The organism is Pseudomonas sp. NyZ201, from assembly GCF_049860765.1.
GTDB classification, from domain to species: Bacteria; Pseudomonadota; Gammaproteobacteria; order Pseudomonadales; family Pseudomonadaceae; genus Aquipseudomonas; species Aquipseudomonas bharatica.
This window is the reverse complement of sequence record NZ_CP187557.1, coordinates 572,390-595,839: the sequence shown is the minus strand read 5'-3', so window position 1 is coordinate 595,839 and position 23,450 is coordinate 572,390. Positions and strand designations below refer to the sequence as shown.

The following is a 23,450-nucleotide window of genomic DNA, read 5'->3' as shown; positions in this document are numbered from 1 at the left end:
TACCGGAGGGCCTATGAGCTACGTCATCGACCGACGCCTGAATGGCAAGAACAAGAGCACGGTCAACCGCCAGCGCTTCCTGAGGCGTTACCGTGATCACATCAAGAAAGCCGTCGAGGAGGCTGTGAGCCGCCGCTCCATCACCGACATGGAGCATGGCGAGCAGATCAGCATCCCTGGCCGCGATATCGACGAACCGGTGCTGCACCATGGCCGTGGCGGCAAGCAGACTGTCGTCCACCCGGGCAACAAGGAGTTCACCGCAGGCGAACACATCCCCCGGCCGCAGGGCAGCGGAGGCGGCGGTGGTCGTGGCAAGGCGGGCAACTCCGGCGAAGGCATGGACGAGTTCGTCTTCCAGATCACCCAGGAGGAATTCCTCGAATTCATGTTCGAGGACCTGGAACTGCCCAACCTGGTCAAGCGCCACCTGACCGGTACCGACACCTTCAAGACCGTCCGTGCCGGCATCAGCAACGAGGGCAACCCGTCACGCATCAACATCATCCGCACCCTGCGCTCGGCTCATGCACGGCGCATCGCCCTGTCCGGCAGCAGTCGGGCCCGGCTGCGTGAAGCCCGGGAAGAGCTTGCGCGCCTGAAACGGGAAGAACCGGACAACTTCGGTGATATCCAGGAAATCGAAGCGGAGATCGAACGCCTCATCGCCCGGATCAATCGCATTCCGTTCCTCGATACCTTCGACTTGAAGTACAACCTGCTGGTCAAGCACCCCAACCCCAGTTCCAAGGCGGTGATGTTCTGCCTCATGGACGTCTCCGGCTCCATGACCCAGGCTACCAAGGACATCGCCAAGCGCTTCTTCATCCTTCTGTACCTGTTCCTGAAGCGCAACTACGACCGTATCGAAGTGGTCTTCATCCGCCACCACACCAGCGCCCGCGAAGTGGACGAAGAAGAATTCTTCTACTCCCGGGAAACCGGCGGCACCATCGTCTCCAGTGCCCTGAAGCTGATGCAGGAGATCATGGCCGAGCGCTATCCCGCCAACGAATGGAACATCTACGCCGCCCAGGCCTCGGACGGCGACAACTGGAACGACGACTCGCCGATCTGCCGGGAGATTCTCAGCAAGCAGATCATGCCGTTCGTCCAGTACTACACTTACGTCGAGATCACCCCCCGGGAACATCAGGCACTGTGGTTCGAATACGAACGCATCGGCGAAGCCTTCCCTGATACGTTCGCCCAGCAGCAGCTGGTGTCGGCCGGTGATATCTATCCGGTCTTCCGTGAACTCTTCCAGCGCAGGTTAGTGACATGACCGCCAGAGAGCAGAAACGCCAACCGCTTTCCACCGGGTCCGAGTGGACGTTCGAGCTCATCCAGGCCTATGACCGAGAGATCAGCCGCCTGGCCGAGCGCTACGCCCTGGATACCTACCCCAACCAGATCGAAGTGATCACTGCCGAGCAGATGATGGACGCCTATGCATCGGTAGGGATGCCGCTGGGCTACCACCATTGGTCCTACGGCAAGCACTTCCTCAGCACAGAAAAATCCTACAGCCGAGGCCAGATGGGCCTGGCCTACGAGATCGTGATCAATTCCGACCCGTGCATCGCCTACCTGATGGAGGAAAACACCATCTGCATGCAGGCGCTGGTGGTCGCCCATGCCTGCTACGGACACAACAGCTTCTTCAAGGGCAACTACCTGTTCCGTACCTGGACCGATGCCAGCTCGATCATCGATTACCTGGTGTTCGCCAAGCAGTACATCACCCAGTGCGAGGAGCGTCACGGCATCGATGCGGTCGAGGATCTGCTGGACTCCTGCCACGCCCTGATGAACTACGGCGTCGACCGTTACAAACGGCCCTACCCCATTTCCGCCGAAGAGGAGCGGCGGCGGCAGAAGGACCGTGAAGAGCACATGCAGAAACAGATCAACGACCTGTGGCGCACCATTCCGAAAAGCGCGGACAAGGTCAGCGAAAAGGACACCGCACGCTTCCCCGCCGAGCCGCAGGAGAACATCCTCTACTTCATCGAAAAGCACGCGCCGCTGCTGGAACCGTGGCAACGCGAGATCGTGCGCATCGTGCGCAAGATCGCCCAGTACTTCTATCCACAGCGCCAGACCCAGGTCATGAACGAAGGCTGGGCCACCTTCTGGCATTACACCCTGATGAACGATCTGTACGACGAAGGCCTGGTCACCGACGGCTTCATGTTGGAATTCCTTCAGTCCCATACCAGCGTGGTGTTCCAGCCGGGCTTCGACAGTCCCTACTACAGCGGCATCAACCCCTATGCCCTAGGCTTCGCCATGTATACCGACATCCGCCGCATGTGCGAGAACCCCACCGAGGAAGACCGCCGCTGGTTCCCGGAGATCGCCGGAAGCGACTGGCTGTCGGCGATCAAATTCGCCATGAGCAGCTTCAAGGATGAAAGCTTCATCCTGCAGTACCTCTCGCCCAAGGTGATTCGCGACCTCAAGCTGTTCAGCATCATGGACGACGACCAACGCGACGACCTGCTGGTACCGGCCATCCATGACGAAAGCGGCTACCGCGTCATTCGCGAAACCCTCGCCGCCCAGTACAACCTTGGCAACCGCGAGCCCAACGTGCAGATCTGGAGCATCGACCGCCGCGGCGACCGTTCCCTGACCCTTCGCCACCAGCAACATGACCGCAAGCCGCTCGGCGACTCCACCGAGGAAGTGCTCAAGCACCTGCACCGCCTCTGGGGGTTCGATATCCACCTGGAAACCTTGCAGGGCGACCAGATCATGAAAACCCACCACGTCCCCCCAAAGGGTGAACACGGCGACGGCGACCACGGCCGCCTCGATCTCGCCGTGGTGCACCTGTAACGCCAAACGCCTCCGAGAGGCCACACGGGTTATCCTGTGGGGCATCTACGGAGGTTTTTCATGCAGATCTACAAAGTCGGCGGCGCCGTTCGCGATCGCCTGCTCGGCAGGCCGGTCACCGACCATGACTGGGTGGTGGTCGGTGCCACGGCCGAACAGATGCTGGAACAAGGGTTTCGTCCCGTGGGCTCGGATTTCCCGGTGTTCCTGCACCCGCAAAGTGGCGAGGAGTACGCCCTCGCCCGCACCGAACGTAAAAGCGGCGTGGGTTACGGCGGCTTCACGTTCCACGCCAGCCCCGAGGTCACCCTCGAACAGGACCTGATCCGCCGCGACCTGACCATCAATGCCATGGCCGAGGACGAGCACGGCAACCTGACCGATCCTTATAACGGCAAGAAAGACCTGGACAATCGGGTTTTACGCCATGTTTCCCCCGCATTCGCCGAAGATCCCTTGCGAGTCCTGCGGGTAGCGCGCTTTGCCGCACGCTTCGCCGGGCTGGGCTTCAGCGTCGCACCGGAAACCCTTGAACTGATGCGTCAGCTCAGCAATTCCGGCGAACTCCAGGCGCTGACGCCGGAGCGCAGCTGGAAGGAAATTTCCCGGGCATTGATGGAAGATCATCCCCAGGTATTCATCCAGGTCCTGCGCGATTGCGGCGCATTGCGCGAGCTGATGCCGGAAGTCGACAGCCTGTTCGGTGTCCCACAGCCAGCCGCCCATCATCCGGAAATCGATACCGGCGCCCATACCCTGGCCGTGCTGGAGCAAGCCGCCCGCCACGCTCAACCGCTCACCGTACGCTGGGCCTGCCTGCTGCACGACCTGGGCAAGGGCACTACACCGGAACACGAATGGCCGCGGCATATCGCTCATGAGCACCGCGGGCTGAAGCTGATCGACAAGATCAACCAACGCTTCAAGGTGCCACGGGACTGTCAGGAATTGGCGATGCTGGTGGGTGAGTACCATACCCACGGGCACCGGGCGCTGGAGCTGAAGCCCGCGACCCTGCTGGAACTGCTACAACGCTTCGATGTGTACAGACGCCCTCAGCGTTTCGAGGAATTCATCGTGGCGTGCGAGATGGATGCCCGGGGACGGCTGGGACTGGAAGATCGCCAGTATCCGCAGGCGGATTACCTGCGCGGCGCGGCCGAGGCGGCGAGGAAGGTCGCGGTGCAGCCGCTGGTCGAGCAGGGCTACACCGGACAGGCACTGGGCGAGGCGCTGAAAAAAGCTCGCCTGAATGCGTTGAAGGCCTACAAGGAGAGTGCTGCAGGCTGATCTGCTGTGGCTTTGAGGGCCTTATCGCTGGCAAGCCAGCTCCCACAGGATCGCAGGCGCCGCATACCCGGTATGGCTTGTCGGACCGCCGCACCGCAGCGATGAGGCCTCAGCTACCGGCAATTGTCAGCTGCCGCTCATGCCAGAGAAAAGGAACAGGTGCCAGCACCTGATCGATCCGTGCCTCGCTCCACAGTTGCGCGATGCTCTTGCCCGCCCCCGGATGCACCAATTGCGGAGCAATCAACGACAGCGGCCAGAGCACGAACGCATTCTTGAGGATTTCGGCGCGGGGCAGGATCAGGCCGTCGAAGTTGCCGTGCAGGTCGCCGTACATCAGTACGTCGATATCCAGCGGCAAGCCCTTGCGCTCCGGGGCATAGCGGCCATTGTCGGCCTCGATGAACTTGAGCCGGCGATCCAGCTCGATCAGCGGCAGGTCGGTCAGGCCGGTCACCACCAGGTTGAGGAAGGGACCGCTCTTGATCCCCACCGCCTGGCTCTCGAAGACCGGCGAGCACTCCATCTGCTGGAGGAAACCGGCCAGCGCATCGAGGCCGGCAGTCAGGTGCCGCTCGCGCTCGACATTGCTGCCGAGGCCCAGGTAGACCCGTGTCAGAGGCATCCGCGCTCGATCTCCACGCCAACACCACCGGTAGCCGCCGGCACGGCGCCGGGCTTGGTCAGCTTGAGGCTCAGCCAGGGAATGTTGAATTCATCCATCAGCACCTTGGCCAGGCGCTCGGCGAAGGTTTCCACCAATTCGAACTGCGCCTGCTCGGCAAATGCCTGGATGCGCGCGGACACACTGGCGTAGTCCAGTGCCAGGCTCAGATCGTCACCTGCCGCAGCCGGGCGATTGTCCCAGGCAAACCGCAGATCGAGACGCAGGCACTGGCGAATGCCACGCTCCCAGTCGTAGGCGCCGATCACGGTGTCGACTTCCAGCCCTTCGATGAACACTCTGTCCAAGCACTTCTCTCCACAGCACGACAAGGGCGCCTTGCGCCGTTAGAATCAGGGGCGTCCTTGCCCGGAATAGTTAGCATGTTTTGGTTACTGGCGATGTTCGCCTACCTGCTTGGCTCTCTGTCCTTCGCCATCGTCCTCAGCCGCCTGAACGGCAGTCCCGACCCGCGCATGAGCGGTTCCGGCAATGCCGGCGCTACCAATATGCTGCGCCTGGCGGGGCGGAAACTGGCGATCCTGACCCTGCTTGGCGACCTGTGCAAGGGCCTGGTGCCGGTCCTGCTGGCCCAACTGGCCGGCCTGGAGCAACAGCAACAAGCCTGGATCGGTCTTTGCGCGGTACTCGGCCACATGTTCCCGCTCTACTTCCGCTTCCGCGGCGGCAAGGGCGTCGCCACCGCCGCCGGCATGCTGCTCGGCCTTTACCCGCCTGCCGCCCTGCTGGCCATTTGCAGTTGGCTGCTGACCTTCTACCTCACCCGCACCAGTTCGCTGGCGGCGTTGATCGCAACGCCCCTGACCCTGCCGCTGCTGGCCTGGCGCGAGCCGGAAGCACTCCTGCCAATGACCCTGCTGACGCTGCTGATCGTCTGGCGACATCGCGGCAACCTGCGTGACCTCTTCGCAGGCCGGGAGCGCCACTTCTAAATCGCTTGCAGCGTTTCCATCGGCCAGCGTGCCTGCACGCTGATGGCCAGGGTTTCCTGCTGCCCCGCAGCCAGACGCTGGCAACCGGCGTAGGCGATCATCGCACCGTTGTCGGTACAGAATTTCGGGCGGGCATAGAAGACATTACCCTTGAGCCCGGCAGTCATTTCCTCCAGCGACGCGCGCAGGGCCTTGTTGGCACTCACGCCACCGGCGATCACCAGGCGCTTCAGGCCTGTCTGCTTCAGGGCGCGGCGGCATTTGATGGTGAGAGTCTCCACCACTGCCTGCTGGAAGGCCAGCGAGATGTCGCAACGAGTCTGTTCGCCGTCGTCTCCAGCCTTCTGGCACTGCTGCCAGGTGTTCAGGGCGAAGGTTTTCAGGCCGCTGAAGCTGAAATCCAGCCCGGGGCGATCGGTCATCGGCCGCGGAAAGACGAAGCGCCCCGGCACACCCTGGGTAGCCAGGCGGGCGATTTCCGGACCACCGGGGTAATCCAGGCCGATCAGCTTGGCCGTCTTGTCGAAGGCTTCGCCAGCGGCATCATCCAGCGACTCGCCAAGCAGTTCGTAGCGGCCGATGCCATCGACGCGAACCAGTTGCGTATGGCCGCCGGACACCAGCAAGGCGACGAACGGAAACTCCGGTGGCTGCTCCTCGAGCATTGGCGCCAGCAGGTGACCTTCCATATGATGCACGCCAAGCGCCGGGATACCCCAGGCGAAGGCCAGCGCCTGGGCGCACGACGCACCGACCAGCAGTGCGCCGACCAGGCCGGGACCCGCGGTATAGGCAATGGCATCGATATCGCTGGCCGCGCAGCCAGCTTCGGTCAGGACCTGGCGGATCAGCGGCAGCATGCGCTTGACGTGATCACGGGAGGCGAGCTCCGGCACCACGCCACCATAGACGCGGTGCAGGTCGATCTGGCTGAACAGGGCATCGGCCAGCAGGCCGCGTTCGCTGTCGTAGAGGGCGACGCCGGTTTCATCGCAGGATGTTTCCAATCCCAGTACTAGCATGGGTCCTTGCCTTGTCGAGGCTGAATTCGAAGGCGCGCATGATAGTCCTCGCTCCCTGTGCCGACCAGCGGTTTTCGATCAGAGGCTTTGCATTCCTGCTGGCTAAGGGTTAACATCCGCAACCCTTAAAAACCGACGTTCTCCAGTGCACATTTCTGCCACGAGTTCGTTGACCCCGGTAATGAATGAAGGTAGCTCTGGATGCCAGCCGTCAAAGTTAAAGAGAACGAACCCTTCGACGTAGCTCTGCGTCGTTTCAAGCGCTCCTGCGAAAAAGCCGGTGTACTGGCTGAAGTTCGTAGCCGCGAATTTTACGAGAAGCCGACTTCCGAGCGTAAGCGCAAGGCAGCTGCTGCTGTCAAGCGTCACGCCAAGAAAGTTCAGCGCGAACAGCGCCGCGCCGTTCGTCTGTACTGATACAGACGTCTGTCGCAAGCTTCTGCCTCGCCCGGCCCAAAGCCGGGCTGCCGGCAGCGAGCAAAGCTGTTCACTCCAGCCACGACACCCGTCGTATCGCCGGAGACGCCCAGACTGGTTCCCAGCCCGGGCAGCCTGCCACAATCGTCAGAACTGGCTTATAGCCAGGCGTGCACGTCACACTGACGGACCCTTACGGGTTACCGACGAGCACATCTTCTTTTCCGTTTTCTTGCGTCTGCCATTCGACCTGTTTCGAATGCACCGTCGTTCCCGCAGCATTAGCGATAGACTTCATTATCGCCTGATGACGAGAGAGCCATGGCCGGGCTGATTCCCCAGAGTTTCATTGACGACCTTCTCAACCGCACCGATATCGTCGATGTGGTGAGTTCGCGCGTGCAACTGAAAAAGGCCGGCAAGAACCTGACCGCCTGCTGTCCTTTCCACAAGGAAAAGACGCCATCCTTCAGCGTCAGCCCGGACAAGCAGTTCTACTACTGCTTCGGTTGTGGCGCCGGCGGCAACGCCCTCGGCTTCATCATGGACCACGACAACCTGGACTTCCCCCAGGCCGTCGAGGAACTGGCGAAAGCCGCCGGCATGGAAGTGCCGCGAGAAGAAAGCGGGCGCGGGCACAAGCCGCGACAGCCCACGGATTCACCGCTCTATCCGCTGCTGGCCGCGGCTGCCGAGTTCTATCGCCAGGCCCTGAAAAGCCATCCAACCCGCAAGGCTGCGGTGGAGTACCTCAAGGGCCGCGGCCTGTCCGGAGAAATCGCTCGCGATTTCGGCCTGGGCTTCGCCCCTCCAGGCTGGGACAACCTGTTCAAGCACCTGGGCAGCGATAGCCTGCAGCAGAAGGCCATGATCGACGCCGGGCTGCTGATCGAGAACGCCGAAAGCGGCAAGCGCTACGACCGTTTCCGTGACCGGGTGATGTTCCCCATCCGCGACAGCCGTGGCCGGGTCATCGCCTTCGGCGGACGGGTGCTCGGCGACGACAAGCCCAAGTACCTCAACTCCCCGGAAACCCCGGTCTTCCACAAGGGCCAGGAGCTGTACGGGCTGTACGAGGCACGCAAGTTCAATCGCAACCTCGACGAAATCATCGTGGTCGAAGGCTACATGGATGTCATTGCCCTGGCCCAGCAAGGCCTGCGCAATGCGGTGGCGACCCTCGGCACCGCCACCAGCGAGGAACACCTCAAGCGCTTGTTCCGGGTGGTGCCGAGCGTGCTCTTCTGCTTCGACGGCGACCAGGCCGGCCGCAATGCCGCCTGGCGCGCACTGGAAGCCACCCTGTCAAGCCTGCAGGACGGACGCAAGGCGCGTTTCCTGTTCCTGCCCGAGGGTGAGGATCCGGACAGCCTGGTCCGCGCCGAGGGCACCGACGCCTTCCGCGCGCGGATCAACCAGCACGCCCAGCCGCTGGCCGACTACTTCTTCCAGCAACTGACCGAGGAGGCCGACCCGCGCTCGCTGGAAGGCAAGGCCCACATGGCCACCCTCGCCGCGCCGTTGATCGACAAGGTGCCGGGTGCGAACCTGCGTGCGCTGATGCGCAATCGCCTGAAGGAAATCACCGGCCTGGACAACCAGCAGGTCGAGCAACTGGCCCGGAACGCACCGCAGGAAACCGCGCCGCCGGCCTACGACCCGGGCATCGACTACGATGCGATCCCGGACTACAGCCCGGACTACAGCGATTTCCATCACGCAGAACATTTCCAGCCACAATCACAGCAGCAGTGGACACCCAACCAGGGCGGCGGCCAGAAGAAGAAATGGGATGGCAAGCCATGGGACAAGAAGGGTGGCAAGGGCAAGCCGTGGGAGCGAAACGGCCAGCAGCAGAATCATCCGCCGCGCGTGCCGACCTCGGTAGAGCCGCCGACCCTCAGCGCCCTGCGTACCCTGCTGCACCACCCGGCGCTGGCACGCAAGGTCGAGGACGCCAGCCACTTTGCCGACGAAGAGCACGTCTACGCACAGTTGCTGGTGGCACTGCTGGAGGCGCTGCAAAAGAATCCTGAGCTACGCTCACTACAGCTGATCGCACGCTGGCACGGCACCGAACAGGGTCGCCTGCTGCGGGCGCTGGCGGAAAAGGAATGGCTGATCGATGCCGACAACCTTGAACAGCAGTTTTTCGACACTATAACTAGCTTGTCCGCTCGCCAACGCGAGCGCAGCCTGGAACATCTGCTCCGGAAAGCACGTCAAAGCGAACTGAGCGCAGAGGAAAAAAATCAGCTGCGCGACCTCCTGAGTCGCAATGTTCCCGCACAAACCCCGACCTCAACTGGCGCGTGAGGTCCATGCTCGGGTATAATCCCCGGCTTGTTTTTTGCCCGCCAAGACCTTCAGTGGATAGGGTGTTATGTCCGGAAAAGCGCAACAGCAGTCTCGCATCAAAGAGTTGATCACCCGCGGCCGTGAGCAGGGCTACCTGACTTACGCGGAGGTCAACGACCACCTGCCTGAGGATATTTCAGATCCGGAACAGGTGGAAGACATCATCCGCATGATCAACGACATGGGGATCAACGTATTCGAGAGTGCTCCGGATGCGGATGCCCTTTTGTTGGCCGAAGCCGACACCGACGAAGCCGCGGCCGAAGAAGCCGCTGCTGCGCTGGCGGCCGTGGAAACCGACATCGGTCGCACCACCGACCCGGTGCGCATGTACATGCGCGAAATGGGTACCGTCGAACTCCTGACCCGTGAAGGCGAAATCGAAATCGCCAAGCGGATCGAGGAAGGTATCCGTGAAGTGATGAGCGCCATCGCCCACTTCCCCGGCACCGTCGAATACATCCTCGGCGAATATGATCGCGTCACCGCCGAAGGCGGCCGCCTGTCGGACGTACTGAGCGGCTACATCGACCCTGACGACAGCATCGCGGCGCCAGCCGAGATGCCGCCGCCCGTCGACACCAAGGCGGCTCCGGCTGCCGACAGTGACGACGAAGACGAGGAAAAGGAAGAAAGCGGCGACGAAGAGGAAGAGACCGAGAGCGGTCCCGACCCGGAAGTCGCTCGCCAGCGTTTCGGTGCCGTCGCCGAACAACTGGAAGCGACCGCCAAGATCCTCAAGAAGCATGGTCGTGACAGCAAGCAGGGCGTCGCCGAGCTGCTGGCCCTGGCCGAGCTGTTCATGCCGATCAAGCTGGTGCCAAAGCAGTTCGAAGTGCTGGTCGAGCGCGTCCGCGGTGCCCTGGACCGCCTGCGTGCCCAGGAACGCGCCATCATGCAACTGTGCGTTCGTGACGCCCGCATGCCACGCGCCGACTTCCTGCGCCTGTTCCCAAGCAACGAGGTCGACCTGACCTGGAGCGGCGATCTCGCCAAGCGCAGCACCAAATGGGCCGAAGCCCTGGGCCGCCTGGACGCCGACATCGTGCGTTGCCAGCAGAAGCTGGTCGACCTGGAGGCCGAAACCGGCCTGACCATCGCCGAGATCAAGGACATCAACCGTCGCATGTCGATCGGTGAAGCCAAGGCTCGTCGTGCCAAGAAGGAAATGGTCGAGGCCAACCTGCGTCTGGTGATCTCGATCGCCAAGAAGTACACCAACCGCGGCCTGCAGTTCCTCGACCTGATCCAGGAAGGCAACATCGGCCTGATGAAGGCGGTGGACAAGTTCGAATACCGTCGCGGCTACAAGTTCTCGACCTACGCCACCTGGTGGATTCGCCAGGCGATCACCCGGTCGATCGCCGACCAGGCGCGCACCATCCGTATTCCGGTGCACATGATCGAGACGATCAACAAGCTCAACCGCATTTCCCGGCAGATGCTCCAGGAAATGGGTCGCGAACCGACGCCGGAAGAGCTGGGCGAGCGCATGGAAATGCCCGAGGACAAGATCCGCAAGGTATTGAAGATCGCCAAAGAGCCGATCTCCATGGAAACCCCGATCGGTGACGACGAAGATTCGCATCTGGGCGACTTCATCGAGGACTCGACCATGCAGTCGCCAATCGATGTGGCAACTGTCGAAAGCCTCAAGGAAGCCACCCGTGACGTGCTCTCGGGCCTGACCGCACGTGAAGCCAAGGTGCTGCGCATGCGTTTCGGTATCGACATGAACACCGATCACACGCTCGAAGAAGTCGGCAAGCAGTTCGACGTGACCCGCGAGCGGATCCGTCAGATCGAAGCCAAGGCGTTGCGCAAGCTGCGTCACCCGACGCGAAGCGAGCATCTGCGCTCCTTCCTCGACGAGTAACAAGACGAACCCCGGCCACCGCCGGGGTTTTTCTTTTTGGGCGAACAACGGCCTGTCGCCCAGACCCTGAAGGCAAAATGCCCGTCTACACTCGAATCTATCCATTCGTAGACGAGGCCGCTATGCCGAGATTGCCGGCCCTTCTGCTGTCGCTCTTGTTCACCTGGAGCGCAGCGGCCGGCGCCTTGACCCTGACCGATGAAGAGCAGGCCTGGCTGGACGCCCACCCCAGCCTGCGCCTCGGCGTCGATGCTTCGTGGCTACCCTTCGAATACCGGGACCAGGAAGGCCGCTACCAGGGACTGGCCGCCGACTACATCGCCGCGATTCGTGAGCGCCTGGGCGTCAACTTCACGCTCGGCGCCCCTTCGAGTTGGACACAGGTCCTCGAGCAGGCGCGCAACGGGCAGATCGACCTGATGCCCGGGATCATGTCCACGCCCGAGCGCCAGGAGTACCTGTCGTTCACCCGGCCCTACCTGGATTTCCCCATCGTGATCCTCGCCCATGAAGGCGGCCCGCATCCCGCCGCCATCAAGGACCTGTACGGCCTGAAGATTGCCGTGGTGGAAAACTATGCGCCCCATGAATTGCTGCGCTCCCATTACCCGGACCTCAACCTGGTGGCCATGCCCAATGTCAGCTCGGCGCTGCAAGCGCTGGCTACCGATGAGGTGGACGCGGTAGTCGGCGATCTGGCGTCGAGCGTCTGGGCCCTGCGCGAACTCAAGCTGGAAGGCCTCTTTGTCAGCGGCGAAACGCCCTACCGCTACCAACTGGCCATGGGTACGCCCCGGGGCAACAAGACCCTGATCGGCATCCTCGATAAAGTGCTCGCCGACATGTCTGCGCAGGAGGTTGCCGACATCCAGGCACGCTGGGTCGGCAAGGTGCTGGAGCAACGGCCACTGTGGCGCGACCTGTTGCTCTACGGCCTGCCAGCCGTGTTGTTGCTGGTGGCGATCCTGGCAGCGGTGATCCGGGTCAACCGCCGGCTCAGCTCAGAGATTTCACGGCGCATCGCCCTTGAACAGGAACTGCGCAGCAGCGAATACCACTACCGCGGCCTGGTCGAGAGTCTCTCGGCCATTGCCTGGGAAGCCGACGCCAACGACTTCACCTACAACTATGTCTCGCCCCATGCCGAAAACCTGCTCGGCTACCCCTTGAGCGCATGGCTCACACCAGGATTCTGGCGCTCCATCCTGCACCCGGACGACGCCCTCTGGGCCCAGGCCTACTGCGACGCGGAAACCGCCGCCGGGCGCGATCACAGCCTGGACTACCGGGTGATCCGCGCCGATGGCCGGACCCTGTGGATCCGCGACATCGTCAGCCTCATCGAGCACGGCCACCGGCCGGTGATGCGCGGCTTGATGATCGACATCAGCGAAGCCAAGCACACCGAACAGGCCTTGCGCCTGTCGGAGCAGAAATTCGCTTCGGTGTTCCACCAATGCCCGGATATCCTGGTGATCGCCCGTCTCAGCGACGGTTGCCTGCTGGAAATCAACGAAACCTTCGAAGAGCAGATCGGCCTCACCCCTTCGCAGGTGGTCGGCCGCACCGCCACCGAACTGAATATCTGGGGCGTCGAAGGCATCGGCCCGAGCCTGCTGCAGCGTCTGCAGCGCGGCAGCGTGCGCAATCTGGAAATGACCTTCCGTCGCAGCAATGGCCAGTTGTTCACCGGACTGATTTCAGCGGAGTCCTTCGACCTGGAAAGCACCCCGGCGCTGGTAGTGGCGGTGCGCGATATCAGCCAGCTCAAGGAAACCCAGGAGCAACTGCAGATTTCCGAAGAGAAATTCGCCAAGGCCTTCCACGCCTCGCCGGACGGCATGCTGCTGTCGCGGCAAAGCGACGGGCTGTTGCTTGAGGTCAACGAAGGTTTCTGCCGCCTGACCGGCTTCGATATGCAGACCTCGCTGGACCGCACGGCGATCGACCTGGGTATCTGGGTCGATCTCAACGAACGCAGGGAGATGCTCGAACACCTGAAAAAAGACGGCTTCGTGCGAGATTTCCTGTGCAATCTGCGCCGTGCCGATGGTCAGGTACGCCTCTGCGAACTGTCCGCCAGGCCGCTACCCATCGGCGGCAGCGACTGCATGCTGACCATCGCCCGCGACATCACCGATCGCCACCAGATGCAGGAAAAACTGCAACTGGCCGCTACTGTCTTCGAAAACACCGCCGAGGGCGTGCTGATTACCGATACCGACCAGCGCATCAGCGCGGTCAACCGGGCCTTCAGCGAGATCACCGGGTACAGCGAAGACGAAACCCTCGGCCACACGCCCCGCCTGCTCGCCTCCGGCCAGCACGACAGCGCCTTCTACGCGGCCATGTGGCATCAGCTTGGTGCCGACGGGCACTGGCAGGGAGAGATTCTCAACCGGCGCAAGAACGGCGAACTGTATCCCGCCTGGCTGACCATCAGTGCAGTGCGCAACCCGGAATTTGGCACCACCCACTTCGTGGCCGTGTTCGCCGACATTTCCAGCCTCAAGCACGCCCAGGCCAAGCTCGACTACCAGGCCCACCACGATCCGCTCACCGGCCTGCCCAATCGCACATTGTTCGAAAACCGCCTGCAGGCCGCACTGAGTTGTCCACAGGCATCGAGCCGCCAGGGCGCGGTGCTGTTCCTGGACCTGGACCGTTTCAAGCACATCAACGACAGCCTCGGCCACCCGGTCGGCGACCTGCTGCTCAAGGCCATCGCCCATCGCCTGAAGGAACAGGTACGCGATATCGACACCGTCGCCCGCCTCGGCGGCGACGAATTCATCATCCTGCTGCCCGGCCTGCATCAAGCCAGTGATGCCGAGCATATCGCGCAGAAGGTCCTGGCCTGTTTCAATGCGCCATTCCAGGCCGGCGAACACGAGTTCTTCTCCAGCGCCAGCATCGGCATCAGCCTGTACCCGCAGGACGGTATCGATGTCGCCTCGCTGATCCGCAATGCCGATGCCGCCATGTACCGCTCCAAGGCCAAGGGCCGCAACCGCGTCGAGGCCTATACCCGCGACCTCACCGCACAGGCCAGCGAGCGTATCGCGCTCGAGCACGAACTGCGCCGGGCGATCGAACGTAACGAACTGAGCCTGTATTTCCAGCCCAAGCTAAGCCTCAAGACCCAACGCCTGGTCGGTGCCGAAGCGCTGATTCGCTGGGCCAATCCGAACTTCGGCGATGTGCCGCCCGAGCGCTTCATCCCGCTGGCGGAAGAGAACGGCATGATCCTGCAACTCGGCGACTGGGTACTGGAGCATGCCTGTCGGCAAATGCAGGCCTGGAAACGCCAGTACCAGGCGTTCGGCCCGCTCTCGGTCAACCTCGCCGGCGCCCAGTTGCGCCAGCCGGGGCTGGTGCGACGCATCGAGCAACTGCTCAGGACCCACCAGCTCAAGGCCGGCGATCTGCAACTGGAAATTACCGAGAACTTCATCATGAGCCAGGCCGAGGAAGGCCTGGCCATTCTCCACCAGCTCAAGCGCCTCGGCGTGCAACTGGCGATCGACGACTTCGGTACCGGCTATTCGTCCCTCAGTTACCTCAAGCGCCTGCCGCTGGACATCCTGAAGATCGACCAATCCTTCATCCGCGGCCTCCCCGACGACCCCAACGACGCCGCCATCGCCCGGGCCATCATCGCCCTGGGTCGCAGCCTGCAACTGACCGTGATTGCCGAAGGCGTGGAAACCCCCGCCCAGCAGCAATTCCTCGCCCGGGAAGGCTGCGAACAGATCCAGGGCTACATCGTTAGCCTGCCACTGCCGGCAAACGCCTTCGCCGAGTCGTTTTTACGCATAGTACTTTCCGATCTTTCGGATGGCACTGCCTGGAATCCCTCGATATAATCCGCGACCACTGGGGCCTATAGCTCAGTCGGTTAGAGCAGAGGACTCATAATCCTTTGGTCCACGGTTCGAGTCCGTGTGGGCCCACCAGGTACGACAAAGCCGCGCAAATGCGCGGCTTTTGTGTTTCTGGGATTCGCCTCAAATTGAGCCAACAACGGCCTGTCATTTCCAGAAAAGTGGTGGGCTAAATGATCAAGGATGGAATGACCGCGATCGCGGCATGGCGCAGGCATCTGGACCTGACACAAGCGGAGGTCGCCCAACGCCTGGGCATTTCCCAGCCGGCCTATGCCCAGCAGGAATCTGCCGAACGCCCACGCAAGGGAACCCGTGAGAAAATCGCGGCCGCTCTCGGCATTCCGGTGCACTGCCTCGACCTGTAGCCCGGTCCCAGAACGGGACTGAAAAGTCCCAGACAGGGACCGACAGCGTCCCATCTCGAGTCACGCTATTTCTTTCCCCTTTTCCCCACTCCGCCCATGTGATCGTACAACTCCATCAGCTATGATGACGGTTATTTTTCTACGTGAATGACAAGGCATGACAGAGCAGCAGGTACAGGTGCGAGGCCGGCGCAAGCCGCGTAGCCTGGCCCAGGAACTGGTCGCGGTGCTGACCGAGCGGATTCGCAGCGGGCAATTGAAGCGCGGCGACAAGCTTCCCACCGAGTCGCAGATCATGGCCGAGGAAGGCGTGAGCCGGACGGTGGTGCGTGAAGCCATCTCCCGTTTGCAGGCCTCCGGCCAGGTGGAAACCCGCCATGGTATCGGCACCTTCGTGCTCGACCAGCCCGTCGGCGGCAGTTTCCGCATCGATCCGGCCACCATCGTGACGCTGCGCGAGGTTCTTTCGGTGCTGGAGCTGCGCATCGCCCTGGAGGTCGAGTCGGCCGGCCTGGCCGCGCAACGCCGGAGCGATGAGGCCCTGGCCGGAATGCGCGCGGCACTGGACGAACTGAACGAGGGGGCTTCCCATGCCTCCGATGCGGTATCGGCAGACTTCCAGTTCCACCTGCAGATCGCCCAGGCCAGCGGCAACCATTACTTTGCCGACATCATCAATCACCTGGGCACCAGCATCATTCCGCGCACGCGGCTGAACTCCGCACGCCTGGCCCATGATGACCAACCCCACTACATGAGCCGCCTGAGCCACGAGCACGAGGCGATCTACGAGGCCATTGCCCGCCGCGACAGCGAAGGCGCGAAAATGGCCATGCGCATGCACCTGAGCAATAGCCGCGAGCGCTTGCGCCAGGCCCATGAAGACGCCGAGCAGCAGCAAAGCCAGAGCGCCTGAAACGAACAAGCCCCGCAATCGCGGGGCTTGTTCGTTTCAGGCCTGTCAGGCGATCACGCCGTCACTCCATTGGCCGTTGACCAGTCGACGCAGGCGCAGCGGGTTGGCGTCGCGCAGCGCTTCAGGCAACAGTGATTGCGGGTAGTTCTGGTAGCACACCGGACGCAGGAAGCGGTCGATGGCCAGGCTGCCCACCGAGGTGCCACGGGCATCGGACGTTGCCGGGTACGGCCCGCCATGGACCATGGCGTCGCAGACTTCGACACCGGTCGGGTAACCGTTGACAAGAATCCGGCCGACCTTCTCTTCCAGCAGCGGCACCAGCCAGGCGAAGGCTTCGAAGTCTTCCGGTTCGCCGATCAGGGTGGCGGTCAGTTGGCCACGCAGGCCCAGCAGGGCGCTGCGTAGCTGTTCATCATCGGCGACCTCGACCACCACGGTGGCCGGCCCGAACACCTCCTCCTGCAACAGCGGGTCGGAATCCACCAGCAGACGGGCGTCGGCCTTGAACAACTGGGCCCGCGCCTGGCTGCCTTGCTGCGGCTGACCGGCCAGGTGCTGGATACCGGCATGTGCCTGCAGGTGTTCCAGGCCACCGACATAGCTGCGCAGCCCGCCCGCATTGAGCATGGTCTGCCCGGCCTGCTGGTCCAGATGCTCGCCAAGGTCGCCCAGCAGCTTGCTGAATCCGGACGACTGCAGACCGATGACCAGGCCCGGGTTGGTGCAGAACTGACCACCGCCCAGGGTCACCGAGCCAGCCAGTTCGCGGGCGATCGCTTCACCACGCTTGGCCAGCGCGCCCGGGAGGATGATCACCGGGTTGATGCTGGACATCTCGGCGAACACCGGGATCGGCTGCGCACGCTCCGCTGCCATGCGGCACAGGGCATCGCCGCCTTTGAGCGAGCCGGTAAAGCCGACCGCCTGGATTGCCGGGTGCTTGACCAGCCACTCGCCGACGCCGCCACCGAAGACCATGTTGAACACACCCTTGGGCATGCCGGTGCGCTCGGAGGCGCGCTGGATGGCGCAGGCGACCAGGTCGGCCGTGGCCATATGGCCGCTGTGGGCCTTGAATACCACCGGACAACCGGCGGCCAGGGCCGCAGCGGTATCGCCACCGGCGGTGGAGAACGCCAGCGGGAAATTGCTCGCGCCGAACACCGCGACCGGGCCTACACCGATGCGCATCTGGCGGATATCCACGCGTGGCAGCGGCTGACGCTCCGGCAGGGCCAGGTCGATGCGCGCACCAAGGAAGTCACCGCGGCGCAGCACCTGGGCGAACAGGCGCATCTGCCCGCTGGTACGACCGCGCTCGCCCTGGATACGCGCAGCCGGAAGCGCCGTTTCGCGGCAGACGATGGCGACGAAGGCATCGTCCAGCTCATCCAGCTCGGCGGCAATGGCGTCGAGGAATTCGGCGCGGCGCGCCGGTGACAGTTGGCGGAATTCGGCGAAGGCGGCCGCGGCAGCCTGGGCGGCCTGGTCCACTTCGCCCTCGGTGGCCTGGGCGAAGCTGTACGGCAGGGCTTCGCCGGTGGTGGCGTCGAGGCTTTGCAGACGTTGCGCGCCAGCGGCGCTGCGCTGGCCGGCGATGAAGTTGTGGCCGAGGATCTCTGGCATTTCGGGGCTCCTGTGGACAATGGGGAAACGCGGACCCTGTGGGAGCGGGTTCACCCGCGATGACGTCGGTGAGCTCACCACCGCAATCGCGGGTGAACCCGCTCCCACAAGGGAGTGCATCAGGTAATGGGTGCCGGATTGAACAGGGTGATGTCGTTGTGCAGCCTGTGCTGTTCGGCCCAGGTCTGCTTGCGGCCGCTGGCGACGTCCAGGTAGTAGTGGAACAGCTCCCAGCCCAGTTCCTCGATGGTGGCGCGGCCCGAGGCGATGCGGCCGGCGTCGATATCGATCAGGTCGGGCCAGCGCTGGGCCAGCTCGGTGCGGGTGCAGACCTTGACCACCGGGGCCATGGCCAGGCCATAGGGCGTGCCGCGCCCGGTAGTGAACACGTGCAGGTTCATGCCGGCGGCCAGTTGCAGGGTGCCGCAAACGAAATCGCTGGCCGGCGTGGCACAGAAGATCAGGCCCTTGCGCTCCACCCGTTCGCCCGGCCCGAGCACGCCCTGGATAGCGCCGCTGCCGGACTTGACGATGGAACCAAGGGATTTCTCGACGATGTTCGACAGCCCGCCCTTCTTGTTGCCCGGCGTGGTGTTGGCGCTACGGTCGGCTTCACCGCTTTGCAGGTAGCGGTCGTACCAGTCCATCTCGCGCACCAAGGCTTCGGCCACCTCCGGCGTTTCGGCGCGGGAGGTGAGCATGTAGATGGCATCGCGCACTTCGGTGACTTCCGAGAACAGCACAGTGGCACCGGCGCGTACCAGCAGGTCGGCGGCATAGCCCAGCGCCGGGTTGGCAGTGATGCCGGAGAAGGCATCGCTGCCGCCGCACTGCATGCCGAGGATCAGCTCGCTGGCCGGCACGGTTTCGCGCTTGCGCTGGTTCAGCTTGATCAGGCGCGCTTCGGCCAAGGCCATGATCTGCTCGATCATTTCCACGAAGCCGAGGCTGGCGTCCTGCAGCCTGTAGAGCCAGGGCTCGCTGAGGTCCACCGAGGGATCGTTATCGTGCATGACCTGGCCGGCCTGGAGCTTTTCGCAGCCCAGGCTGATGACCAGTGCTTCACCGCCGAGGTTGGGATTGCGCGCCAGGTTGCGCACGGTGCGGATCGGGATGTAGGCGTCGCGGGCGTTGATCGCCACGCCGCAGCCGTAGCTGTGGGTCAGGGCGACCACGTCGTCGACATTGGGATACCTGGGCAACAGTTCGTCGCGAATGCGCTTGACCGCGTGGTCGAGCACGCCGGTCACGCATTGCACGGTGGTGGTGATGCCGAGGATGTTGCGCGTGCCCACCGTACCGTCGGCGTTGCGGTAACCCTCGAAGGTGTAGCCGTCCAGCGGCGGCAGGGTTTCCGGCACCGCGTCGCAGCGCGGCAGGCTGTCCAGCTCCGGCGCAGCCGGCATGGCCAGTTGGCTTTCCTTGACCCAGCTGCCCTGGCGCAGGTCTTCCAGGGCGTAGCCGATGATCTGTCCGTAGCGGCGCACCGGCTCGCCCTTGGCGATATTCACCACCGCCACCTTGTGGCTTTGCGGCACGCCTTCGACCAGGGTCAGGCCATCGGCGAAGCGGGCGCCTTCGCCCAGGCCGCCATCATTGACCACCACCACGACGTTATCGTCGTCGTGCAGGCGGACATAGCGAGGCGAGTCGGAAGTTTCGATCAACTGCATGGTGGTGCCCTTCTTGTTATTTCCCAGGCTTTGTTCATCCGCGACGCCCGGCTACAAGGCCGGGCATCGCGTGGTCTGCTTAGCGGGCGGACTCGGCCAGTTTGCCCGATGACGCCGCTCCCGCTTCATCCTTCGGTGCATCGCGCAGTTCGATCCGCTTGATCGGGCCGACGATCACCAGGTAACTGAATACCGCCACCAGTGCGTTGGCGCCCACGTACACCAGGGCCCACTTGAACGAGCCGGTGGCGCTGATGATGTAGCCGATGATGATCGGCGTGGTGATCGAGGAGATATTGCCGAAGGTGTTGAACATGCCCCCCGACAGACCGGCGATCTGCTTCGGCGAAGTGTCCGAGACCACCGCCCAGCCCAGCGCGCCGAGGCCTTTGCCGAAGAACGCCAGGGCCATGATCGCGACCACCATCCACTCGGCGTCCACATAGTTGCAGATCACCATCGAGGTCGAGAGCAGCAGGCCAATGACGATCGGCGCCTTGCGCGCGAAGGTCAGGGAATTGCCGCGACGCAGCAGATGATCGGAGATCACCCCGCCGAGCACGCCACCGATGAAGCCGCAGATCGCCGGCAGCGAGGCGATGAAGCCGGCCTTGAGGATCGACATGCCGCGCTCCTGCACCAGGTACACGGGGAACCAGGTGAGGAAGAAGTAGGTGATGGCGTTGATGCAGTACTGGCCGAGGTAAACGCCCATCATCATGCGGCTGGACAGCAACTGCTTGATGTAGCCCCACTTCGGCCCGCTGGCACCGGCCGCCCGGGGCTTGTCCATATCCACCAGGCCACCGTTCTTCTCGATGTGCTCGAGCTCCGGGGCACCGATCATCGGGTGTTCCTTGGGGTTGTACACCAGCTTCAGCCAGATTCCGGAGAAGACGATGCCGATGGCACCCATGACGATGAACACGTGCTCCCAGCCCCAGGCATGGACGATCCAGCCCATCAGCGGAGCGAACAGCACGGTGGCGAAGTATTGCGCGGAGTTGAAGATCGCCGAGGCGGTACCGCGTTCGGCGGTCGGGAACCAGGCCGCGACGATCCGTGCGTTGCCCGGGAAGGACGGCGCTTCGGCGAAGCCGACCAGGAAACGCAGCATGAACAGGGCGATGATCGCGTTGGCTACCGGCATGTAGCCGACGAAGCCTTGCAGCACGGTGAACATCGACCAGGTGAAGATGCTTAAGGCATAGACCTTCTTCGAGCCGAAGCGGTCGAGCAGCCAGCCACCAGGAATCTGGCCGAGCACGTAGGCCCAGCCGAACGCCGAGAAGATATAACCGAGGGTGACAGCATCGATGCCGAGGTCCTTCTGCAGGCTCGAGCCGGCAATGGAGATGGTTGCGCGGTCGGCGTAGTTGATCGTGGTCACCAGGAACAGCATGAACAGGATCAGATAGCGAACATGCGTCTTTTTAGTCGCGTGCATCTGAAGGTACTCCCACTAATTATTCTTGTGCGGGCTCTTGAGTTGTAGGCCGGAGCGGGGGTTTCCCGCTCCGGTGCGCGGCTTTTGGCAGGCCGCGGGGTCGCGCTTATTGCGGGCCCATCTTGTCCATCAGGGCTGCCAGCAGCTCGAATTCTTCAGGGGTCAGGTCGGTCAGCGGGGTGCGTACCGGGCCTGCGTCGTAACCGGCGATCTTGGCACCGGCCTTGACGATGCTGACGGCGTAGCCGGCCTTGCGGTTGCGCAGTTCCAGGTACGGCAGGAAGAAATCGTCGATCAGCTTGCCAACGGTGGCGTGGTCGTCACGTGCGATGGCGTTGTAGAAGTCCATCGCTGTTTTCGGCACGAAGTTGAACACCGCGGACGAGTAGACCGGCACGCCCAGGGCCTTGTAGGCAGCAGCATAAACCTCGGCGGTCGGCAGGCCACCCAGGTAGCTGAAGCGATCACCCAGGCGGCGACGAATCGACACCATCAGCTCGATGTCACCCAGGCCGTCCTTGTAGCCGACCAGGTTCGGGCAGCGCTCGGCCAGACGTTCCAGTTGCACGGCGTTCAGGCGGCAGACATTGCGGTTGTAGACCACCACGCCGATCTTCACCGATTTGCACACCGCTTCCACATGGGCAGCAACGCCGTCCTGGCTGGCTTCGGTCAGGTAGTGCGGCAGCAGCAGCAGGCCCTTGGCGCCAAGGCGCTCGGCTTCCTGGGCGTATTCGATGGCCTGGCGGGTGGAGCCGCCAACGCCGGCGAGGATCGGCACGGAGCCGGCGCAGGTATCGACGGCGGTCTTGATTACCTGGCTGTATTCGCTGGCAGCCAGGGAGAAGAACTCACCGGTACCGCCGGCGGCGAACAGGGCAGTGGCGCCGTACGGGGCGAGCCATTCCAGACGCTTGATGTAGCCGGCCTGGTGGAAGTCGCCCTGGGCGTTGAAGTCGGTGACAGGGAAAGACAGCAAGCCATGGGAGAGGACGGTGCGCAGTTCTTGTGGGGTCATTGTTGTAGGCATCCTGTGGCGCTTTGGTGGAGAAAAGGAATATCGAAGTGGATGTAGGTTATCGTACAAGTTGTACGATGACTAGCCCCTGAAACAGGCTAAATCCACCAGTCATCCGATCTCAACCGACCACTCATCCCTTTTCCATCCCCGAAAAGGCGGTCCAGCGGGGCGAAAATGCCGGGCAGTACCTTGCACCCAAGCACCAACACCGGCACGTTATCGTACAACCTCATGAGCATACTAAGCCCCAGCGCGTCGCATGCTCGCCGACTTGAAGGCCCCCGGCGTTTCGCCGTACTGGCGCTGGAACAAGGCGATAAAGGCCGACACCGAGTCATAACCCAGCTCGTTGGCCACCGCCGTGACGCTGCCGCCCTGCTCCAGCATCGGCAGCGCGGCCAGAAGACGCAGGCGCTGGCGCCAGGTCTGGAAGGGCATCTGTGTCTGGGCTTTGAACAGCCGCGCCAGGGTCCGGCGCGAGGCGCCCACCTGCTGCGCCCAGTCCTCGATGCTGCGGTTGTCTTCCGGGCTCATCTGCAAGGCGTCGGTGATCCGCCGCAGGCGCGGATCGCTGGGCAGCGGCAGGCTGAAGGGCGCCTCCGGCAACTCGCGAATCTCGTCCACCAGCACCTGCAACAGCCGCGCCTGCGGGCCTTGTTCCGGATAGTCGTTGCCGAAGCCGCTGGCCTTCTCGATCAGTTCGCGCACCAACGGCGTCACCTGCACCACCGAGCATTCGCGACGGTAGCCGTTGAGCACGGCGTCGCTCAGGTACAGGCTGCGAAAAGCCAGGGCGCGCTCGCTGTAGACGGTGTGGCGCAAGCCGGCGGGAATCCACATGCCGCACTGCGGCGGCAGGAGGAAATTGTACTGTTCGGTCAGCACCTGCATGCTCCCGGCGCCGGCGTAGGTGAACTGCACCCACTCATGGCTGTGCATCTCGATCCGGTAACCCGCCGGGATGTCGAACATGCGCCCGTGCACCGGCCGCTCCAGCTGCTCTGGCACGGGTGGTACGAGGTCTTGTCCCGCTTGCTGCATTGATCGTCCCCTTTGCTCAAGTGAGCCACAGAGACCGATGTTAGCCT

General features: G+C 63.1%; 17 protein-coding genes, 1 tRNA gene and 1 pseudogene. 11 read left to right on the top strand and 8 right to left on the bottom strand.

Annotated features, from left to right (window positions below):
* The first annotated feature begins 13 nt into the window (after nt 1–13).
* From ACPFMA_RS02580 to ACPFMA_RS02570, 3 genes are read left to right on the top strand one after another with little or no spacing between them, the layout of a single operon-like run.
* Nucleotides 14–1,285 (top strand): YeaH/YhbH family protein, encoded by a 1,272-nt coding sequence (locus ACPFMA_RS02580; RefSeq protein ID WP_425929637.1) that lies wholly within the window; start codon nt 14–16, stop codon nt 1,283–1,285.
* Nucleotides 1,282–2,844, top strand: a complete 1,563-nt coding sequence (locus ACPFMA_RS02575; RefSeq protein ID WP_009404248.1) for a SpoVR family protein — start codon at nt 1,282–1,284, stop codon at nt 2,842–2,844. Before ACPFMA_RS02580 ends, ACPFMA_RS02575 begins: the two co-directional genes overlap by 4 nt.
* A 60-nt stretch (nt 2,845–2,904) precedes the next feature.
* Nucleotides 2,905–4,134 (top strand): multifunctional CCA addition/repair protein, encoded by a 1,230-nt coding sequence (locus ACPFMA_RS02570; RefSeq protein ID WP_420058623.1) that lies wholly within the window; start codon nt 2,905–2,907, stop codon nt 4,132–4,134.
* Between the two features lie 109 nt (nt 4,135–4,243).
* Here ACPFMA_RS02570 and folK read toward each other — a convergent pair whose 3' ends face one another.
* Nucleotides 4,244–4,759, bottom strand: coding sequence for a 2-amino-4-hydroxy-6-hydroxymethyldihydropteridine diphosphokinase (folK, locus tag ACPFMA_RS02565; protein WP_425929636.1), 516 nt, complete (start codon nt 4,757–4,759; stop codon nt 4,244–4,246).
* Nucleotides 4,750–5,106, bottom strand: coding sequence for a dihydroneopterin aldolase (gene folB, locus ACPFMA_RS02560; protein WP_009404245.1), 357 nt, complete (start codon nt 5,104–5,106; stop codon nt 4,750–4,752). Before folB ends, folK begins: the two co-directional genes overlap by 10 nt.
* A 75-nt stretch (nt 5,107–5,181) precedes the next feature.
* Here folB and plsY point away from each other — a divergent pair, with 75 nt between their 5' ends.
* Nucleotides 5,182–5,751: a glycerol-3-phosphate 1-O-acyltransferase PlsY gene (gene plsY / locus ACPFMA_RS02555; protein ID WP_425929635.1), complete on the top strand. Its 570-nt coding sequence runs from the start codon at nt 5,182–5,184 to the stop codon at nt 5,749–5,751.
* Here plsY and tsaD read toward each other — a convergent pair.
* Nucleotides 5,748–6,773, bottom strand: a complete 1,026-nt coding sequence (tsaD, locus tag ACPFMA_RS02550; RefSeq protein ID WP_064302987.1) for a tRNA (adenosine(37)-N6)-threonylcarbamoyltransferase complex transferase subunit TsaD — start codon at nt 6,771–6,773, stop codon at nt 5,748–5,750. The genes plsY and tsaD overlap by 4 nt on opposite strands.
* Nucleotides 6,774–6,974: 201 nt before the next feature.
* Here tsaD and rpsU point away from each other — a divergent pair, with 201 nt between their 5' ends.
* The 7 genes and pseudogenes from rpsU to ACPFMA_RS02515 all read left to right on the top strand — a co-directional run bounded on the left by rpsU (nt 6,975) and on the right by ACPFMA_RS02515 (nt 16,592).
* On the top strand, nt 6,975–7,190 hold the full coding sequence (gene rpsU / locus ACPFMA_RS02545; protein ID WP_002551877.1) for a 30S ribosomal protein S21: 216 nt from the start codon (nt 6,975–6,977) through the stop codon (nt 7,188–7,190).
* Nucleotides 7,191–7,511: 321 nt separating this feature from the next.
* On the top strand, nt 7,512–9,506 hold the full coding sequence (gene dnaG, locus ACPFMA_RS02540; RefSeq protein ID WP_064302988.1) for a DNA primase: 1,995 nt from the start codon (nt 7,512–7,514) through the stop codon (nt 9,504–9,506).
* Between the two features lie 67 nt (nt 9,507–9,573).
* Nucleotides 9,574–11,424: an RNA polymerase sigma factor RpoD gene (gene rpoD, locus ACPFMA_RS02535; RefSeq protein WP_064302989.1), complete on the top strand. Its 1,851-nt coding sequence runs from the start codon at nt 9,574–9,576 to the stop codon at nt 11,422–11,424.
* 122 nt (nt 11,425–11,546) lie between these two features.
* Nucleotides 11,547–15,290: a bifunctional diguanylate cyclase/phosphodiesterase gene (locus ACPFMA_RS02530; protein ID WP_425929634.1), complete on the top strand. Its 3,744-nt coding sequence runs from the start codon at nt 11,547–11,549 to the stop codon at nt 15,288–15,290.
* Nucleotides 15,291–15,303: 13 nt separating this feature from the next.
* A tRNA-Ile gene (locus ACPFMA_RS02525) sits at nt 15,304–15,380 on the top strand.
* Between the two features lie 104 nt (nt 15,381–15,484).
* Nucleotides 15,485–15,676 (top strand): annotated as a pseudogene (locus ACPFMA_RS02520) (helix-turn-helix domain-containing protein); the annotation flags it as partial.
* A gap of 157 nt (nt 15,677–15,833) precedes the next feature.
* Complete coding sequence (locus ACPFMA_RS02515; RefSeq protein WP_009404229.1) at nt 15,834–16,592, top strand: FadR/GntR family transcriptional regulator; 759 nt, start codon at nt 15,834–15,836, stop codon at nt 16,590–16,592.
* 45 nt (nt 16,593–16,637) lie between these two features.
* Here the strand turns inward: ACPFMA_RS02515 and ACPFMA_RS02510 are convergent, their stop codons facing one another.
* The 5 genes from ACPFMA_RS02510 to ACPFMA_RS02490 all read right to left on the bottom strand — a co-directional run bounded on the left by ACPFMA_RS02510 (nt 16,638) and on the right by ACPFMA_RS02490 (nt 23,403).
* Nucleotides 16,638–18,221: an aldehyde dehydrogenase (NADP(+)) gene (locus tag ACPFMA_RS02510; protein ID WP_425929633.1), complete on the bottom strand. Its 1,584-nt coding sequence runs from the start codon at nt 18,219–18,221 to the stop codon at nt 16,638–16,640.
* A gap of 119 nt (nt 18,222–18,340) precedes the next feature.
* Nucleotides 18,341–19,894 carry a galactarate dehydratase gene (garD, locus tag ACPFMA_RS02505; protein ID WP_425929632.1) on the bottom strand — a complete coding sequence of 518 codons (1,554 nt, stop codon included), beginning with the start codon at nt 19,892–19,894 and terminating at the stop codon, nt 18,341–18,343.
* Nucleotides 19,895–19,973: 79 nt separating this feature from the next.
* Nucleotides 19,974–21,341, bottom strand: a complete 1,368-nt coding sequence (locus ACPFMA_RS02500; protein ID WP_425929631.1) for an MFS transporter — start codon at nt 21,339–21,341, stop codon at nt 19,974–19,976.
* A 106-nt stretch (nt 21,342–21,447) separates the two neighbouring features.
* Nucleotides 21,448–22,359 (bottom strand): 5-dehydro-4-deoxyglucarate dehydratase, encoded by a 912-nt coding sequence (kdgD, locus tag ACPFMA_RS02495; protein WP_009404223.1) that lies wholly within the window; start codon nt 22,357–22,359, stop codon nt 21,448–21,450.
* Nucleotides 22,360–22,602: 243 nt separating this feature from the next.
* Nucleotides 22,603–23,403 (bottom strand): AraC family transcriptional regulator, encoded by an 801-nt coding sequence (locus ACPFMA_RS02490; protein ID WP_420058628.1) that lies wholly within the window; start codon nt 23,401–23,403, stop codon nt 22,603–22,605.
* Nucleotides 23,404–23,450: the final 47 nt, after the last annotated feature.